The organism is Sphingobacterium sp. 40-24, assembly GCF_001899705.1.
Lineage (GTDB): Bacteria > Bacteroidota > Bacteroidia > Sphingobacteriales > Sphingobacteriaceae > Sphingobacterium > Sphingobacterium multivorum.
On the sequence record NZ_MKWH01000066.1, the window covers coordinates 1 to 18,521 of the forward strand.

An 18,521-nucleotide genomic window follows, 5' to 3' on the forward strand; every position below is an offset into this window, starting at 1 on the left:
AAAACAAAAAACAGTAGCAACCTATCGGCTACTACTGTTTAAATTATTTATTTTTAATCACTGAAAACCTGTATCGATTTTTCAGGACTAGTCAAACTTTCCACAGTATAGATTCTATACGATTCGCCTTGCGCCAAATCTGGACAAATCTGGGGCAGATGTTTCCAATTTAACATAAGAGAAAGGAGCGGATTTAGTGAAGGAATTGCCATCGTTATAGGGAACTCTTTCTCGAGATGACTTGATATCACCGCAACAAATCTTTACTTTTGACCTAAAGCAAAGTAAAAATTTCAACATGTCATCTATTCTTATAAAATCTGCACAACTAGTCAATGAAGGTAAAGTTGAGGTTGCTGACGTATATATCAGCAATGGTCGAATCGAAATGATTGCTCAGGAAATTAATCATCCTGCTGATCAGGAGATAAATGCTGAGGGGCTACACTTGCTACCGGGACTTATCGATGACCAGGTTCATTTTAGAGAACCCGGGTTAACTTATAAAGCGGATATATGGCATGAGAGCCGCGCCGCAGTTGCTGGTGGGACAACCTCCTTCATGGAAATGCCTAATACTGTCCCGAATACGTTGACTCAGCAGTTGCTTCAAGATAAATATGATATTGCAGCAAAAAATGCATTGGCCAATTACTCATTCTTTATGGGGGCGGCTAATGATAATCTTGAGGAGGTGCTTAAAACTAATCCAAGAGATGTCTGTGGTATCAAAGTTTTTATGGGGTCATCTACAGGGAATATGTTGGTGGATAATGAAAAAGCGTTGGAAGGGATCTTTGCGAATGCTCCGACCTTGGTGGCTACGCATTGTGAAGACGAGGCGACGATAAAGGCAAATCTGGCCCTATTTAAGGAAAAATATGGTGAGGATGGATTGAAAATTGAGATGCATCCATTGATTCGTTCTGAGGAAGCCTGCTATTTATCCTCGTCGAAAGCTGTCGAATTGGCAAAAAAGCATAATACACGCTTGCATATCCTTCATATATCAACAGCCAAAGAAATTGCATTATTTAGTCATGATATTCCATTAAAGGATAAAAAAATAACGGCTGAAGCTTGTATCCATCACCTTTGGTTTTCTGATCAGGATTATGCTTCAAAAGGTAATTTTATCAAATGGAATCCAGCTGTAAAAACAGCCAATGATCGCGACCAAATTCTAAAAGCTTTATTAGATGGGCATATCGATGTGATAGCGACAGATCATGCTCCGCATACAATGGAGGAAAAATCGCAGCCCTATGCTTCAGCGCCAAGCGGAGGACCTCTTGTACAGCATGCATTGCAAGCCTTGTTGGATATGGTCAAAGCGGGAAAAATGACCCTGGAACAATTGGTGCAAAAATCTGCACACAATACGGCTACATTGTTCCAAATCGAAGATAGAGGTTACATTCGTGAGGGATATTGGGCCGATCTTGTGTTGGTCGATCTGAATAAACCTTATACGGTTTCGAAAGCAAATATCCTGTCAAAATGTGGCTGGTCACCATTTGAGGGACACACATTTAGCTCAACGATTGAACATACTTTCGTATCAGGTAAACTTGCTTTCTCCAATGGGCAACTTATTGAGAAAGGTGCTGGTGAACGTCTGTTGTTCAACCGATAGTATTTAACAATGGAAAAAAGAGCCTTTCTAAAATCGGTTGCTTTAAGCATGTTGTCTATTCCTGTACTGGGAATGGGATTGCCAACCGGAGACAAAAATGAATTGTACGGCCAAGCGGCTTTGCTTGCAACGAGGTTAAAATTGGGGGATACCATAGGTTTAATTACACCTGCAGGTGTATTGGATGAGGAAGAGTCCATTAGCATTGCGCGTGAAATATTCGAGACACAGGGTTTTAAAGTAAAAGAGGGTAAACATATCCGCAGCCGCTATGGTAATTTGGCCGGTACCGATCAGGAGCGTATTGCCGACATACACGATATGTTTGCAGATAAGACTGTCAAAGCGATTGTCTGTATCAGGGGCGGATCGGGTACTTCGCGCCTTTTGGATCGGCTAGATTATAAACTGATTTCCGATAACCCCAAAATTCTATTGGGTTATTCAGATATAACGGCGCTTATTTTGGCCTTGTATGCAAAGACAGGACTAGTTACATTTCACGGAGCAGTTGGTATCAGCACGTGGACTAAAAAACTTGCAGAGGCTTTCAAAGCCCAGTTTGTTGCCAATCAGCCAGCGATTTTTGAGAACCCCAAGTTGAAGGGCGATACCATTGTACAGACTAAAGACCGAATAGCAACAATTCATCCTGGCATAGCAGAAGGAATATTGCTGGGTGGGAATATGACCGTATTGACCGGATTATGTGGTTCGCCCTATCTACCGGACTTTAAAGATAAAATTCTTTTTATTGAAGAGGTAGACGAAGATATGGAACGGGTAGATCGGATGTTCTGTCAATTGAAAAATGCGGGTATATTAGGCGTAATTAAGGGCTTTATTTTTGGCAAGTGCACCAATTGCAAACCATCTGCTGGCTATGGATCCGTAACACTTGATCAACTGTTCAATGATTATATCAAACCTTTGAAAATTCCGGCTTATACAGGGGCAGTCATTGGGCATATTGCCGAACAGTTTATCTTACCCGTGGGTTCAAAAGTTCGTGTGGATGCTTCTCAAGGTACAATTGCCTTAATGGAGCCTGCATTAAGAGATTAATATGAAATTAGTAAAGAATGATTTAATCGAAGCCTTTTCTTTGTATGAAGAAAGGGCTTTGATGCATAGAAGATTTAAACATGGCGATATATTACCGTTATTGGAAAATATCAGGAGCGCTGGACACCTTGCTGTAACGGAAATTGGTCAATCAAGCGAAGGCCGTTCGATCTGTCGGTTACAATATGGTCAAGGGCCAACTAAAATACTTTTATGGTCACAAATGCATGGTGATGAACCTACAGCGACAATGGCATTATTTGATCTATTTAATTTCTTTGGCGGGAAAGATGATGGTTTTGATGCATACCGAAATGAGATAGCATCAAAATTGACGCTATATTTTATTCCGATGCTAAACCCAGATGGTACCGAACGGTTTCAACGTAGGACAGCAATGGATGTGGATATGAATAGGGACGCTCGGGCTACTGCAACCGTAGAGGGAGCCCTATTGAAGGAGCAAGCCATGTTGTTAAAACCTGATTTTGCCTTTAACCTGCACAACCAAAACAATTACTACAATATTCCTGGGACAAATACGCCAGTGGCAATTTCCTTGTTGGCCCCAGCTTATGATTATGCGCGGAATATCAATGCAACACGGGCGGATGCTATGCGTGTAATTGTGGGAATAAATAAGATCCTTCAAGAGGTTGTACCCGATGCGGTCGCAAAGTATGACGATGAACATACACCACGTGGCTTTGGCGATAACTTTCAAAAATGGGGAGTTCGTACTGTTTTAATTGAATCAGGAGCTTATGTAGGTGATAGCGAAAAAATGATGGTCAGAAAATGTAATTTCGTCGCATTGTTAAAAGCATTTGAGGAGATTGCTGACCAATCGTTTGAACAGTATTCGATTACCGATTACGATACGATTCCCTTCAATGATGAAAAGCTCCATGATGTGTTACTGAGAAATTTGACCATTGAGCAGGATGGAGCCCAAATTGTTGTTGATATTGCCATTCGGCAAAATGAAAAGACGATAGGATCTGACTATTGTGTAGTGGGGGTAGTCGAGGATATTGGCGATCTGCAGGATTTTTATGGATATCTAGATCTGGATGTTTCGAGACTTAAGTTTATCCCCGCTAAGAAATATGATAATGCACTTCTAATTAACCAATTGGATCACAACCTTATTCAGGGTCTATTGCGTAAAGGAATAGCCACGGTTCATATTAAGGATTGCGAAACTGCTGGTAAATTGCACCATTTTCCGATTAATATCGTGTCCAGTGAAAATTTCTTGTCTGAGAAACTGCCAAAACTCGGTTCTATGGCAAATTTTTTTATTGGTACGGACGAAGATATCAGGTACGCCATAATCAATGGTTATGTCCTCGACCTTGCCGTTGCTAGTCAGGATCTGAATTATAAAAATTGTGTCTATTAGCTTTTCAATAAACAAAAAAGGTCATTCTAGAATGACCTTTTTTGTTTATTGAAATTAATAACCCGAATTTTGTTGATCTTTTAGTATTGGGTTGGCATTTATCTCAGATTGCGGAATCGGTAATATATATTTTTCAAACGTACGATCAATTTCTTTTGGCCGAGTTTTGATTGTTAAACCCTGAAAATCGTCGTTGAAAGTAATCTTTTTGTTCAGACGGATCATGTCCCAATAACGATGTCCTTCTCCAAACAATTCTTTGCTTTTTTCTTTTAGAATAGCATCTTCACTAATGGAGCCAGCAGTAAATGCCACACGATTTGGAGAACGTTTGCTGATAGCGTTTAAGAATCCAGCAGCTTTTGTAGGGTCAGATGTCGGTTTTTTTAATGCAGCTTCGGCAGCAATAAGATAAATTTCCGACAGTCTAACGACCTTGATATTAACTGCCGTGTTATTGGTATTTCCTTTATCTCCCAATGAATTTAAAGGGAGCGATGTGTTGGTGTTGACGCTGCCTAAGTTTTTATATACTGCTCCCATACGGGTAGCTGAGCTTTCATCACGACCTAAAATTGCCCAGCGGACGTCGCCGGTATCTTCCTTTAATCGATTCAAATAATAATCACTGGCGTAAAACATACCGCCCTGACCACCCGTTCTCCGCATGAGGTAATAGCCTAAGCTAGCCGTTCCAAGATCTGCCTCGCCTTCGTTGATGCCGAGTTCATAGATAGATTCACTGCCATACATACTTGCCCATGAACTTGCCCACTTTTCATTTTCATACAATTTGTATACATTGTCGGTAATGATCTCGTTGGATTTCTGATAAGCATTTTCGTAGTCTGCCATAGTCAGATAGACACGGCTTTGAATAGCCAAATTTGCATAATAGTTGATATAACCATTGTCTGGCTTCTTATTTGCGCTTAGCAGCTCTTGGCCAGCCTTGAGGTCTTTTAAGATTTGTGTATAGACTTCTTCTACAGTGGCGCGGGTAGGTTTGTTGCTGTATAATGCGGAACTGATCACAATTGGCACCCCTTTGGAAGTTTTGTCGTGTGTATACGATTTGCCATATAATCTGACGAGGTCAAAATAAAACAATGCACGTAACGTCAATAATTGCCCTTGTGCATTCGCATATTGTGCTTTGGAAGCAGCATCAACTTTGTCTATTTTTTCCAAAACATCATTTGTCTGTGCGATACAATTATAGATTTGGGACCAGAAGCCACCGAAGTTGTTGGTTTCGGCATCTTGATTGAAAGAATACAATTGATCCAAACCTCTTCCTTGTGAATAGACGGTGAGATCGCCGCCTTTAACTTCACCATAGAGTTCGAAATTTCGACCGTAATAGCTGGACGAAGCGATAAGCCGGCTAAGTCCATTGATTCTGTTTCGGGCATCGCTTGCGCTATTGAATCCCGTATTTGCGTCAATTGAATTTCCAGGTTCGACATCCAGGAAATCTTTACAGCTGCTGAACGACGTCAATAGAGCAGCTGCTATAATGGATATTTTGAATATTTTCATTGTATAAAATTTAAGCATTAAAAACCTAGTTCAATTCCAAATGTGTAGGTTTTCCCAATTGGTGTTTCCCATCCGCGAGTTGAATATTGACCGACTTCAGGATCCGCAATTTTATATTTAGATGCAGTCAATAGATTCGTGCCATTAAAGTAGACACGCGCGTTGCTGAATCCGACTTTATTTAGGAAGTTCTTAGGTAGCCTATAACCAAAGTTGATGTTCTTTAATCTTAGAAAGGAAGCATCATGCAATTGTCTTGAGCTGTATTTTTGAGGGTCTGTTAAGTCATTGCCATCTAATTTTGGTAGCGTACCTCCAGTATTGTTATCTGTCCACATGTGCTCAAATGCATACTCGGAGCGAATTCTTTCCCAATAATAACCGTCATCGGCAACATCCTTGAATGCACCGTCGTAGAGCTTTCCACCAATTTTGTAAATGAAATTGAAGCCCAAATTGAAATTTTTATATTCGAAATCTGTATTTAAACCACCGCTGACTTTTGGAACACCATTTCCAATGATTGTATAGTCCGCTTTATTGAAATCGTAAGTCGCATTGCGTCCGTTATAATCGAAAATATCAGTACCAGTTTGGTTATTGTTAGTATAATAAACGTTTTTTCCATTTTTTTGATCTACACCAGCCCATTCATAACCATAAAAAGCTAGTGTGGACTGTCCTTCTCTATAGATAAATTGGGCCCTCGCGTCCCCGCTCCCTTTTGTGTCATTTCCGACTGACCCTGTAGGATCATACCAGATGATATCTTGTTTGTCGTTAAGTTTTTGGACTTTAGAGGTGATAAATGCGGCGTTTACGTTGGCACTCCATCTGAAATCTTCTTTTTTAATGATATCGCCAGCCAATTCAATTTCTAATCCCTTGTTGTTGATCTGACCTACATTTCTTAATACAGTACTAAATCCCGTCGTTTGTGATGTAGGGACGTCCTGTAACAGATTTTTGGATGTTCTGTTAAAATATTCTACCGATCCCGTAATCCTATTTTTTAGGAAGCCAAATTCCAGCCCCGCATTGGTGGTATAGGACGTTTCCCAGGTGATGTCCGGGTCGGGATTTGATACCAGATTTCCGCCAGGCTGGCCTTTGTAGTTAAAGTTGTTGAAAGATACAAGCCTTCTCCATCCAAAATTATCACTGGGCAATGTACCATTAATACCGTATGAGGCTTTAAGACGTAAGGTATTGATCGCATCATTTTCTTTAAAAGCAGGTAGATTTTTTAAGCTATATGCACCTGATACAGACCAGAAGTCTCCCCATCGGTTTTTAGGTCCCAATTTAGACGAACCATCACGGCGGTAAGACGCTGCTAAGAAATAGGTGTTGTCATAGTTGTATTCGGCTCTTCCGAGATATGACATTAGATTATAACCCCAACTATATGCATTGGCCTCAAATTTACCCGCAGACGAAATATAAGGCAGCTCAGCAGATCCCAGGCCTCTTCCTGTTGTGCGCATGAAATCCGTCTTATTCTTCTCAACCTCAAAACCAGCTAATAAATTCAGGTTATGCTTGTCGAAGGATTTGTTGTAATTGACGGTATTGGAGCTGACCAGTTTTAACATATTGGTGTTAAACTGGTGAACGACCCCGCCATCACTGACGCCATTGAAATGCTTGGCGCTATAATATAGGTAGTCCTTCATGTCTGTGTAATCATATGAGAATACAGTCTTGGCTGTTAAACTGGGTAGTATATTCCAGGTTAAGTTGCTGATAACCCCTAATTTGTTTGTTTTGGAGCTGTTGTCCCACTGTTTGTCATAATAGTCCGCATTGTAAGCATAGCTACCGTAACGATCTGTCCAATCCTCTCCAGTTTTATAGTTTGTCGGCCAATATAGAGGCCATAACAGATTTCGGGATTGAAGGAAATAATTTGATCCGGTATTTCTAGTGTCATTAAATCCCTTTTTTTTGTTGTGGCCAATGTTAATATTTGTTCCAAACTCGAGATTATCAACTATTTTTTGTGTTAAATTCAAACGTCCTGAAATACGTTCGAAATCATTGACTCGGATCCGGCTTTTATCTGTTGTATAACCTAAAGAAGAAAAATACTTTGTGGCATCAGTTCCTCCTGAAAGTGAAAGATTATTGTCTTGATAAATACCGGTACGGAACAATGCCTTATCCCAATCGTAATATTTGCCCTCTCTGTTTTCAATACCGTCAGTCATGCCCAGTATACTCACATTGTCATATCGTCCGGTGCCATTGGTTTCAAAACGATAACCGTGTTTATTGAATTTATTATTCAGCTGCGTTAAAGCATAAGTATTGGCCTCCGCTTCAGTTTTTCCATTTGAGGTGCGATAGTCATAAAAGATCTGATAGAGCATATTGACCTGATCTTGAGGTGACGCGGTCTCGTAATTGTCTGTTGCCCATGTAGGCGTAAAACCAAGTGAGCTCTTAAAATTTACTGTAGGCTTTCCTGTTTTTCCTTTTTTTGTCGTAATTAGGATGACACCATTAGCTGCCCTAGAGCCATATAAAGATGATGCTGCAGCATCCTTCAGTACTGTAATTGTTTCGATATCATCGGGATTTAAATTGCCCATGACATTATTGGAGGTGTAGATGTAATCGCCCATCTGCCCGCCTGAACCCGAGTTTGCAGGAACTCCGTCGATGACATATAATGGTTCATTGGAGGCATTCATAGAACCGATACCCCGAATACGTATACTTGGAGTAGATCCAGCTTGGCCTGAGGGAGTTGATACAGTAAGTCCAGCAACACGTCCGCTGAGAGCGCCTTCAAATGAAGTGACAGGAACATTATCAATGTCTTTGGCTTTTACAGTTGCCGCCGAACCCGTATAGGTACTTCTTTTAGCGGTACCATAAGCGACGACCATAACTTCATCCAATGCTTGTTCATTACCAGAGAGGGAGATGCTGATCGTTTTTCGGCCATTCACTTGGATTTCTTGTGGTTTATATCCCACAGCAGAAATCGTTAGCGTAGCATTAGCATTTGCAGTTAAGGTGAATGAGCCATTCTCGTTGGTTGAAGTTCCCTGATTTGCGCCTTTTACTTGTATTGTAACTCCGCTAATTGGTTTTCCGTTGCTGTCTGTTATTTTACCAGCAATTTGGATCTGTTGTGCATATAAAGACTGCATCGAACTACAGGCTATGAGACACAACGTTGTGAGCACATGTTGTTTCATAAAAGTGTGAATTGATTAATTTAGTTGTTAATATTTTGGTGCTGTCGAGTGTTGGTCAAACTTGCGATAGCAATTCAGTGCAATCTTTTCTTTAAGAAAAAAACATTGCACTGAATATAGGGTTATTTTCTTACAATTCCAATTCCCGGACGGTCGGGGAGAAGGCAATTGCCATTTACCACGGTCATGCCGTCGTATATATCATTTGCAATTAATAAAGCACCGTCTAGATCTGCCCAATCTGTTAAAGGTGCAAGTTGTGCCGCTGCACTGATAGCGCAAGAAGTTTCTGTCATACAGCCGATCATGACTTTCATTTCCAAAGAACGAGCAAGTTCTGCCATTCGCTTCGCTTCGCGCATGCCCGTGCATTTCATCAGTTTAATGTTAATACCCGAATAAACCCCCTTTAAACCCGGCACATCGACCAATCGTTGGCATCCTTCGTCGGCGATTGTGGGAATTGGGCTATGTTCTGTCAACCAAGCATTATCATCGATCTGCTCTTTAGGCATAGGCTGTTCTAAGAAAGAAACATTTCTTTCTGCAAGCCAATGCGCCATCTCCAAGGCTTCTTCACGTGTTTTCCAACCCTGGTTCACATCGGCGCATAATGGTCGATCGGTAACCTGACGGATGGTATCAATAATCATTTTGTCGGTGTCGAGCCCCAGCTTCACCTTTAAAATTTTAAACTGATCAGCCTCGGCAACTTTTTGGCGGATCATTTCTTCTGTATCGATTCCGATGGTGTAGGACGTCGGTGGGATAAGGTCAGGATTTAACCCCCAGATCTTATAATAGGGCTGGTTCATAATTTTACCAAGGATATCATGTAGGGCAATATCAATGGACGCTTTTGCAGCCGTGTTTTTCGAAGCAAGCTGATCAATATAATGCAGAATCTCTTCGGTTTGAAAAGGTGAGTTAAAACCTGTGAGATCAATTTGATTCAAAAACGAAATCACGCTATCTTGTGACTCGCCAAGATAGGGTGGCATACTCGCTTCGCCATAACCGATAACGCCATCATACTCTAATTCGGTCAATACAACCGGTGTTGTGCTTCGGCTAAAGGAAGCTACTGTAAAGACATGGCGCAAAGTTAGCGTGTAAGGCCGAAACCTTAATTTAAAGGCCCCAAAATCTTTACTAATCCATTCAGATTGATTGCTCATCGCTATGTTTATTTATTGTTGTAATAATTGTTTTCAACGACTTTCTGTATTGCGCTATCGTGAACTCCGAGGTAACGGCGTGCAGCAACCACAGTTCGGGTTTGAAAATCATCATAGTTTGCCGCATCCTTTAGCATGCTGTTGATCCGTACCAAGCCTGCAGCATGAATAAAGGTTCCATTGCCGATATAGAGTGCAACGTGTGTTACACGGGCATTAGGATTGCTATTTTTGCCTGCCGCAAAGAATAATAAGTCTGCCGGTTTCAGATTTTTAAGTGCTTTCTCAGGGTCGAAATGCCCATCTTGATCTAAAATGTCGATTTTTTCACCTGCAAGTACTTGTTGCGATGCATCTCGCGGAATTACGAAGCCGTTCATAAAGAAACTTGTTTTAGTAAAACCGCTGCAATCTACGCCTTTTACTGATGTCCCACCCCATAAATAGGGTAGACCCAACATTGTTTTTGCACTGGCAATAATATTTTCCGCCGTAGGTTGGCGTGTTTCAAACCAATTTTTTAAGGTTAGACTTTCTGATTTTTTAATATAACCTAAACGTCCATCCGGATAGGCAATTTCATAAAAATTGCCTTTCTGTCCTTTCAATTGAAGGATGTCACCATAAACGAGATCAGATACCCGCAGGCTTTTTTCATTGGGTTCAGAATATGATTTTCCAAATTCAGCTGTATAAATCACTTTTTCCGCTTGTCGCCAATTGGCCAGCATGGTTTTGTCCATGGCTTCAATAGACGAACTAGGAACCCATGCGATATAGCCGTCGGGTGTACGGACACGGTAGTCACCGCTCTTTTTTTGCAGAAGGTCAACTTGCGTTCCTAATAAAACCTGGCTAGTCAGCTCGGCAGCATTATCTGGAAATGTGCGCATATTTGCGACGGAGAGTCTGATTACTCCAGTCGTTTTTTCGCCTACACTTGCATCGGGCAAGAGCTGTACTTGAATATTGGCTGATATATCTTTTGCCTTTTGCTCTAAAACGAATTTAGCATCTTTTTCAGTTGTTTCGAGCACATATTGGTTCTGTGCTATATCCGCTTTCTGGATGGCCACGATCTTGGTTCTTTTATCGGGAGCAAATTCACGTTTTACGTTTTCTTGCAACTCTTTGATCGTGAAATAAGTCGTGGAATCTAGCTGCTGTGCCTGACTGCTTTCAACCCCTATAAGGCTTGCATAAGCTAAAATAGCGAATTTAAGAGTGTTTTTCATGCGAATTAGTTTGTTTCTAAAGATAGGATTAATTCATAATATAAGTCAATTTTTATTGTCGATTTTTAAGTGATTTTGATGTTATGTTGCTAAAAAACGAATGTTTAGGTTTAATTTTAATTAAATCATCTATTTGCTAAAACCATTTTGTAATATTGCTTATTGATTGTGACGGCAACATTCTTCTTCCGTTTACGGCGAAGCTGTAAAAATGTAGCATAACATTTTACAGCGGATATTGACGAAGTAGGTTTGGGGGAGATCTGATGCAAGATAGTGTAATATGCTAGAAAAGAAAGTGATGCTCTTGTACAGTCAATGATGAAAATTTCTTGTATTCGGTAGACTGAAGGCAGTTTTAATGATTGTTTTTTGCCGGATTAATAAATAGCGATAGTTTTATAAAATAGTAATAAGGAAATGAGTTCAAGACGTGATTTTATTCGGCAAGGTTTGATTGCTGCGACGACAATGGGGACATTAACCGCATTTGATGCGAAAGGATTGACGATTGCAGCAAAAGGCAGTGTTAAAAAATACCCTATTGTAATTTCAACTTGGGACTTTGGGATCGCAGCAAATAAAGCCGCTTGGGAAATATTGTCCAAAGGAGGCAAGGCATTGGATGCGGTAGAACAAGGTGTGCGTGTACCCGAGGCTGATCTCAAGAATATGACAGTGGGTAAAGGTGGTTATCCCGATCGCGACGGTCACGTCACACTTGATGCTTGTATCATGGATGCGGATGGTAACTGCGGTGCTGTTGCCGGAATGGAAAAAATTGGACATCCAATATCTGTAGCACGGCTGGTTATGGAAAAAACACCCCATGTCATGCTAGTAGGCGAAGGCGCATTGCAATTTGCGTTAGAAAATGGTTTTAAGGAAGAAAATCTACTGACCCCGGAAGGTGAAAAGGCCTGGAAGGAATGGTTGAAAGAGAAAAAATACAAACCTGTAGCCAATATTGAAAACCAATCTTTTGCCGCAGAACGTTTGCCGGGAAATCAATACAACCACGATACGATCGGTATGTTGGCGTTGGATGCCAATGGAAATATTTCTGGAGCCTGCACCACGAGTGGTATGGCTTTCAAGATGCATGGTCGGGTAGGAGATAGCCCTATTATTGGAGCCGGACTTTATGTCGATAATGAAGTTGGGGGTGCTACTTCGACCGGAGTTGGTGAAGAAGTTATCCGAAATGTAGGTAGTTTTTTGGTAGTCGAATTGATGCGTCAGGGTTATTCTCCCGAAGATGCCTGTAAGGAAGCTGTTATGCGTATCGTTAAGAAGAAGCCTGCAATTGCAAAGGAAATCCAAGTTGGATTCTTAGCAATTAATAAAAAAGGGGAATATGGTGCCTATGCGCTACAACAAGGTTTTTCCTATGCGGTTTGTGACAGTAAACAACAAGATTTATTGATTAAAGGAAAGCACTACTATAAATAGTAAAAATAGGGGCTTACGGGTTCGAGGAGCGATGATAGCAAGGTATATCATTGCCGATTAATCATTATATTTGTCTAAACTTATAGCCGCAGCTGATGCATCGGCTATAGGTTTATAAAAGTAAGAGTAAAATACGCAAGGTTATAAAAGTATGAAAGCAACATTTGGAGGAGGATGTTTTTGGTGTACAGAAGTTATTTTCCAAAACACTGAAGGGGTAACATCGGTATTACCTGGTTATATGGGGGGACATGTAGATAAGCCGACTTATGAGCAGGTCTGTACGGGTACAACTGATCATGTTGAGGTTGTCGAGCTAGAATATGACGACGAGCTGGTGAATTATGAAGATCTCTTGAAAATCTTCTTTAAGACCCATAACCCGACGACATTAAACCGTCAAGGTAACGATGTGGGTACGCAGTATCGATCAGTTGTTTTTTATCATAATGAAGAACAAGAGATCTTAGCACAGAATTTTATCGATGAATTGGAAAATGAGGATGTTTACGAGGACCCTATTGTCACAGCGGTAGAACCTGCGTCTACATTTTGGTTGGCAGAAGATTATCATCATAATTATTTTAATGATCATCCTGAAAATCCATTTTGTTCAGTAGTCATTGCTCCAAAACTTCAAAAATTCCTAAAAGAGTTTAAAGCTTAAAGGGCAATACTTAAAGTGTTGTATCCCACACAAAAAAGGCTCGAATATTTATTCGAGCCTTTTTTGTGTATTGAAGACGAGTTAGAACATTTCCATCTGTCCTTTATCATCGATTTGGATGTCATTTGGATTAGTGATCTCCAATTTGATGTCGTCATTTTTTTCGGTTGACTCGACCTCTTTTTCCTTCACGGAACTGTCAACTTCTGTCGTTGTACTATCAACTGTTGGTTCTGTGGTATCAGTACTTGATTCGGCTGCCTTTTCTTTACCTTTTTGACTTAAATCTTCATCCGCTGTCAATAGTGTAACCGATTTTACGGTATGGAAAGATAGGCGGTTTCCCTGCGCTTTTATTCCCTTTACATCAATAATTTCAGTCAAAGGCTGATCAAGCGTTTCTTCGGTTTGGGATTTGCCTTTTAAAATCTCCAATTTGACCATCGGTTCAGCCGCATTACTCATCAGGATCAGCTTAGACCCCGCATCTTCATTAATAAAGGAAATGCGTTTTCCAATAGGCTGATCATCAAATTTAAAACGTTTGACAAAGTACGTTCCGCTCTTGCCGTCCTTATGCACAACTGTATAGATATGGTCTGGATAATATTTTTCGATCCGGATCATTTTCTCGTCGAAGTGGTTGCTTAGATCAAAGTTTGCTAATTCGTAGCTACCATCCGAAAGGACTACTAATATCTTGTCGTCGCCGTCAAACTCGCCAAGGTATTGTCCTCGCTCATCAGCGTTTAGACGTTTCATGATGGTATCGTACCATATTTTTCGTCCTGCAAGTGTGGAGACACCAGAGCTTTTAAAGCTGATTTTTTTGACAGGATATTTTGATACAATGTTTCCTTGTGAAGCACGGCCCTTGATTGCAATCTCGGCAAAGTCCATGTCAAAATTCAACTTACGCAATTTTGTGTGCGGTTTAAGCTGTATATTAACGACTTCCGCTTCACCATTGGGATTGGCTGTGAAATACAGGATTTTTGAGCCCTTGGATCCCTTGGACACATCATATTCCTTATCTCGCGTAACTCCTACTACCGAGAAACGTTTGATAAAACTGGTTCCAGTTTCACCTTCTTTATAGATGGCGTTATAGATTGTCCGTTCATCACCTTTTTTGAAAACAGCAACGTGGATAATTCCTTTTCCAACAAATACTTTATCCTGAATTTTACTGACAACATATTTGCCATCTTCGCGGAATACAATAATATCGTCGATATCCGAACAGTCGCATACAAACTCATCTTTCTTCATTCCCGAACCAATAAATCCTTCTTCGCGATTGACATATAGTTTGGTATTTGCTAGCGCAACTTGGGTCGCTTCTACTTTGTCGAATACCCGCAGTTCAGTTTTACGCTCGCGGTCTTTACTATATTTATCACGCAATTTCTCAAACCATGCAATGGCATATTCCGTCAATTGACGTAGATGACGCTTGACTTCTTTGATCTCATTTTCGAGTGTTTTCATCATTTCGTCCGCTTTTTTAACGTCGAAACGTGTAATGCTACTCATTGGTTTATCGATCAATTTTTTGTAATCTTCTGGACGTATCTCGCGGTAAAATTGATCGAAGAAAGGTTCAAACAAGCGATTCAGAACTTGCACAACAACCTCAAAGTCACCTGCATTTTCATAATCCGGATGCTTGTACATCCCCTCTTGAATAAATATTTTTAATAAACTACTGAAGAAGATTTTTTCTTGAAGATCGTTTAAACGAATCTCCAATTCTCGTTTCAATAAATTTTTGGTGTTTATTGTGTTTTCAGTCAGAATGTCGTTGACACTCATAAAGTGAGGTTTCTCATCCTTGATAACACAGGTGTTAGGAGAGATAGAGACTTCACAGGCGGTAAAGGCATATAATGCATCGATCGTTACATCGGGAGAAATTCCAGGAGCCAAATGTACAATGATCTCTACATTTCCCGCTGTATTGTCCTCGATTTTTTTGATCTTAATTTTTCCCTTATCGTTTGCGGTAACCACGCTTTCAATCAGACCGCCGGTTGTAGTTCCAAATGGAATTTCTGTAATTGCGAGCGTCTTTTTGTCGCGTTCTTCAATTTTTGCACGTACACGGATTTTACCACCACGTTGCCCCTCATTATAATTTGAAACGTCGGCCATACCACCCGTAGGGAAGTCTGGGAAGATATTCGGACGTTCACCGTGTAATACCTGAATTGATCCGTCAATTAGCTCAATGAAATTGTGGGGCATAATCTTGGTCGCTAAACCAACAGCAATCCCTTCGGCACCTTGAGCCAATAATAACGGGAATTTTACAGGAAGGGTGACAGGTTCGCGATTCCGTCCATCGTAACTTAATTGCCACTCAGTCGTTTCGGGATTGAAGACAACGTCATTTGCAAATTTGGATAATCTTCCCTCGATGTACCGTGGAGCAGCAGCAGAGTCACCCGTAATTGGGAAACCCCAGTTACCTTGACAGTCAATCAAGAGATCTTTTTGTCCCAATTGTACCATGGCATCACCGATAGAAGCATCACCATGTGGGTGATATTTCATCGTGTTACCAATGACGTTGGCAGCTTTATTATATCTTCCATCATCCATTTCCTTTAAGGAATGGAGGATACGACGTTGTACGGGTTTCAAACCGTCATTGATATGTGGTACGGCTCTGTCCAAGATAACATAGGATGCATAGTCCAAAAACCAGTTTTCGTATAGTCCTGATAAAGGTATCGTCTGACTTCCGCTCTCTGTTTTTCCTGATCCCAGTTCTTCTTGATTATCTTCCGTTGGGAAGTTCGTTTCGTCACTCATTTACTCAGCAATAGATTAAATTGTACAATACAGAAATGTTCGAAATAGTATTTTATTCGAACGTGTAAAAATACAAAACCATTTTGTTTTATCCCAGCGAAACTATGAAAAGTTAAAAAAATTAGTTTTTAAAACTAATATAATTAGCTTGTTTCGTTGTCAGTGGCCAAATCATACCAATAACAGGGAATATCCCATAGATCGAAATGAAATTCTTCAGTCACCTGAAATCCTACTTTTTCCAAGACATGTCTTGAACCCAGATTTCCCGTATGTGTGATGGCATGTACTTCAAAATGGATCAGCTGTTCTCTATAATATTGCATGCAGGCTTGTGCAGCTTCTGTCGCATAGCCTTTTCCCCAAGATTCCGTTCTGAAACGGTAACCAAGGTCTAAAAAACCGATACGTCCGTTCTCCAATTCGTCAATATATTTAAATCCCGTCCAGCCTATCCATTGATTGCTTGATTTCTCAACGACCCCTAGACGGCCTATACCGTATTTTTCATATTGTTGTTGAATATGCGCGATGGCTTTTTTCATTTCTTCAATGGATTGAACAGGCTCCTTATTCAGAAAGGTATGAACCTCCGGCTGTGAATCCATCGCGAAAAAATAAGCGGCATCATCCATCTCTATTGGACGGATAATTAAACGTTCAGTTTCCAGTATAGGTAAGTGTTTTTCCATATTGTTTATCTCAAGTGTTAGGCATGCTAAAGCCACAATTTGTCGATATCTTTTTGTAGTATTTTTTCTTTCATTTCCTCCTCAAAGTCTCCGAACAGTTCTTTGTTAACAGATTTACTGATTCTGCCATTTTCGAGTACCAAGATTTCATCGCAGGTATCTTTTAGTGTGGAAAAGATATGCGACGAAATTAGGATCGTTTTACCCATTGCTTTTAAGCGTAATATAATCTCCGTAAGCATAATGCTGCTTTGTAGATCAATGCCATTAAAAGGTTCGTCAAGGATATAGTAATTATTGTCCTGAAGTAAAGTAGCTGTCAGGGCTAGTTTTTTTTTCATTCCCGTGGAATAGGCGCTCGCATACTCTTTTAAGGGCAACTCAAAAATATTTCTTTCACTTAGATTCTTGATTTGTTTACCACGTGCATCTGTCAGCAGATAAATATACTCTTCCCCTGTGAGCTTAGAAAGAAAATACGGATCGGAGGTCAGGTAACCTAAATTGTTTTTGAGCGGCGCCAAATCAGATTTTATACTTCCCGAGGCGGTTTCCTGTCCAGCAATACATCGAAACAGCGTTGTCTTTCCGGCGCCATTTTCACCGACGATACCATATACTTTTCCGCTTTCAAAAGTGTAAGTAATCTCGTGGAGCACTTGATGCCGTCCAAAGGACTTGCTGATATTCGTAAGCTCGATCATAAGTGGTTTTTTAGATTGTTGATTGCTTTGATATAATAAAAGGGCAATAGCGCAAGGATCAAGGGGTAAAAGCTAAAACAAAGCGCCAAAGCAAAACCTTCCGGGAAATTAATCTCCCGTGGGTAAGCGACGTATTTTAAGGTGATTGCAAAAGGAAGCAAAAGTAATATTCCGCCCAATACAATACAGACTTTAAATAAATCCGATGGAAAGATTATAACATACAGAAAAAGAAGGGGCAGTACCAAGAGTAGACATTGTAAAATTCCTCTTTTAAACTTTCGCATCAGAAAGACTGTTGGTGTATAATGGTTATTCCAAAGGTAAAAAATAGGTTCCGGTAATTGATAATAGAAAACACAGGCGAGCGCAATGCAAACCACACAAAATAAAACAAGATTGGAATTGGCCACATAAAAGCCGATTCCGGCCAAGAGATACAATACAAGCAAGAGCAGGTAGCTCCGTCGGAATCCGATGATAAATTCAAAAGGTTTTTTTGCGAAAGGTGTCGGAATAGATTTTCCGAAAGCCTTAAATGTCAAAAATGCAAAGATAATAGCCAAAATAGCTAATAACACTGCATAGCCCCATTGGTTGTGGAGGAAAAGAATGATGAAAGACGGCAGCGTTAATAAGCCATTCTCGAATATTCTGATCTTGTGAAAATCTCGCTTACTGTATGTATTTTTGAGAAAGTCATTTCTGCTTTTTTCTGTCAGCAGAAATAGTATTTGAAAATTGCCAAGCAGCAGTGCATAACAACCAAAAAGCGGATATTGAAGCAATGCATAATAAGCAAAATAGCATAATCCAAACACGAGGAAAAAGGCGAGCCAAACAGGCAGTCCTGTCGCCCGAATATGCCGAGATAGTAAAGTATATTGAAGCTTTAAATATTTGCTAACCATGATACAAT

General features: G+C 40.3%; 13 protein-coding genes. 5 read left to right on the plus strand and 8 right to left on the minus strand.

The genetic code is table 11. The features are described 5' to 3' along the window. Positions 1-298: 298 nt before the first annotated feature. Genes BGP15_RS25045 through BGP15_RS25055 form a run of 3 tightly spaced genes read left to right on the plus strand, consistent with a single transcriptional unit; the run spans position 299 to position 4,106 of the window. Positions 299-1,636: a dihydroorotase gene (locus tag BGP15_RS25045; RefSeq protein WP_046672196.1), complete on the plus strand. Its 1,338-nt coding sequence runs from the start codon at positions 299-301 to the stop codon at positions 1,634-1,636. Between the two features lie 9 nt (positions 1,637-1,645). Next, positions 1,646-2,701: a S66 peptidase family protein gene (locus tag BGP15_RS25050; protein ID WP_286770997.1), complete on the plus strand. Its 1,056-nt coding sequence runs from the start codon at positions 1,646-1,648 to the stop codon at positions 2,699-2,701. A 1-nt stretch (position 2,702) separates the two neighbouring features. After that, on the plus strand, positions 2,703-4,106 hold the full coding sequence (locus BGP15_RS25055) for a M14 family zinc carboxypeptidase (protein ID WP_286770998.1): 1,404 nt from the start codon (positions 2,703-2,705) through the stop codon (positions 4,104-4,106). Positions 4,107-4,160: 54 nt separating this feature from the next. Here the strand turns inward: BGP15_RS25055 and BGP15_RS25060 are convergent, their stop codons facing one another. The 4 genes from BGP15_RS25060 to BGP15_RS25075 form a co-directional block, all read right to left on the minus strand. Beyond that, positions 4,161-5,648, minus strand: coding sequence for a RagB/SusD family nutrient uptake outer membrane protein (locus tag BGP15_RS25060; RefSeq protein WP_286770999.1), 1,488 nt, complete (start codon positions 5,646-5,648; stop codon positions 4,161-4,163). Positions 5,649-5,665: 17 nt separating this feature from the next. Further along, the gene (locus tag BGP15_RS25065) at positions 5,666-8,857 is read right to left on the minus strand and encodes a SusC/RagA family TonB-linked outer membrane protein (protein ID WP_286771000.1); all 3,192 of its coding nucleotides are present in this window, start codon (positions 8,855-8,857) and stop codon (positions 5,666-5,668) included. Positions 8,858-8,979: 122 nt separating this feature from the next. Then, complete coding sequence (locus BGP15_RS25070; protein ID WP_083296002.1) at positions 8,980-10,035, minus strand: dipeptide epimerase; 1,056 nt, start codon at positions 10,033-10,035, stop codon at positions 8,980-8,982. Positions 10,036-10,043: 8 nt separating this feature from the next. Then, entirely contained in the window at positions 10,044-11,270 is a 1,227-nt protein-coding gene (locus tag BGP15_RS25075) for a C40 family peptidase (RefSeq protein WP_286771001.1), read from the minus strand. A gap of 420 nt (positions 11,271-11,690) precedes the next feature. Here BGP15_RS25075 and BGP15_RS25080 point away from each other — a divergent pair, with 420 nt between their 5' ends. Continuing rightward, positions 11,691-12,722, plus strand: coding sequence for a glycosylasparaginase (locus tag BGP15_RS25080; protein WP_070567228.1), 1,032 nt, complete (start codon positions 11,691-11,693; stop codon positions 12,720-12,722). A gap of 151 nt (positions 12,723-12,873) precedes the next feature. Next, positions 12,874-13,389 (plus strand): peptide-methionine (S)-S-oxide reductase MsrA, encoded by a 516-nt coding sequence (gene msrA / locus BGP15_RS25085; protein WP_286709853.1) that lies wholly within the window; start codon positions 12,874-12,876, stop codon positions 13,387-13,389. Positions 13,390-13,470: 81 nt separating this feature from the next. Here the strand turns inward: msrA and BGP15_RS25090 are convergent, their stop codons facing one another. The 4 genes from BGP15_RS25090 to BGP15_RS25105 form a co-directional block, all read right to left on the minus strand. After that, positions 13,471-16,206 (minus strand): DNA gyrase/topoisomerase IV subunit A, encoded by a 2,736-nt coding sequence (locus BGP15_RS25090; protein ID WP_286771002.1) that lies wholly within the window; start codon positions 16,204-16,206, stop codon positions 13,471-13,473. 143 nt (positions 16,207-16,349) lie between these two features. Continuing rightward, complete coding sequence (locus BGP15_RS25095) at positions 16,350-16,898, minus strand: GNAT family N-acetyltransferase (RefSeq protein ID WP_201639506.1); 549 nt, start codon at positions 16,896-16,898, stop codon at positions 16,350-16,352. A gap of 26 nt (positions 16,899-16,924) precedes the next feature. After that, positions 16,925-17,602, minus strand: coding sequence for an ABC transporter ATP-binding protein (locus BGP15_RS25100; protein WP_286771003.1), 678 nt, complete (start codon positions 17,600-17,602; stop codon positions 16,925-16,927). Then, positions 17,599-18,513 (minus strand): hypothetical protein, encoded by a 915-nt coding sequence (locus BGP15_RS25105; protein WP_286771004.1) that lies wholly within the window; start codon positions 18,511-18,513, stop codon positions 17,599-17,601. Before BGP15_RS25105 ends, BGP15_RS25100 begins: the two co-directional genes overlap by 4 nt. Positions 18,514-18,521 lie beyond the last annotated feature (8 nt).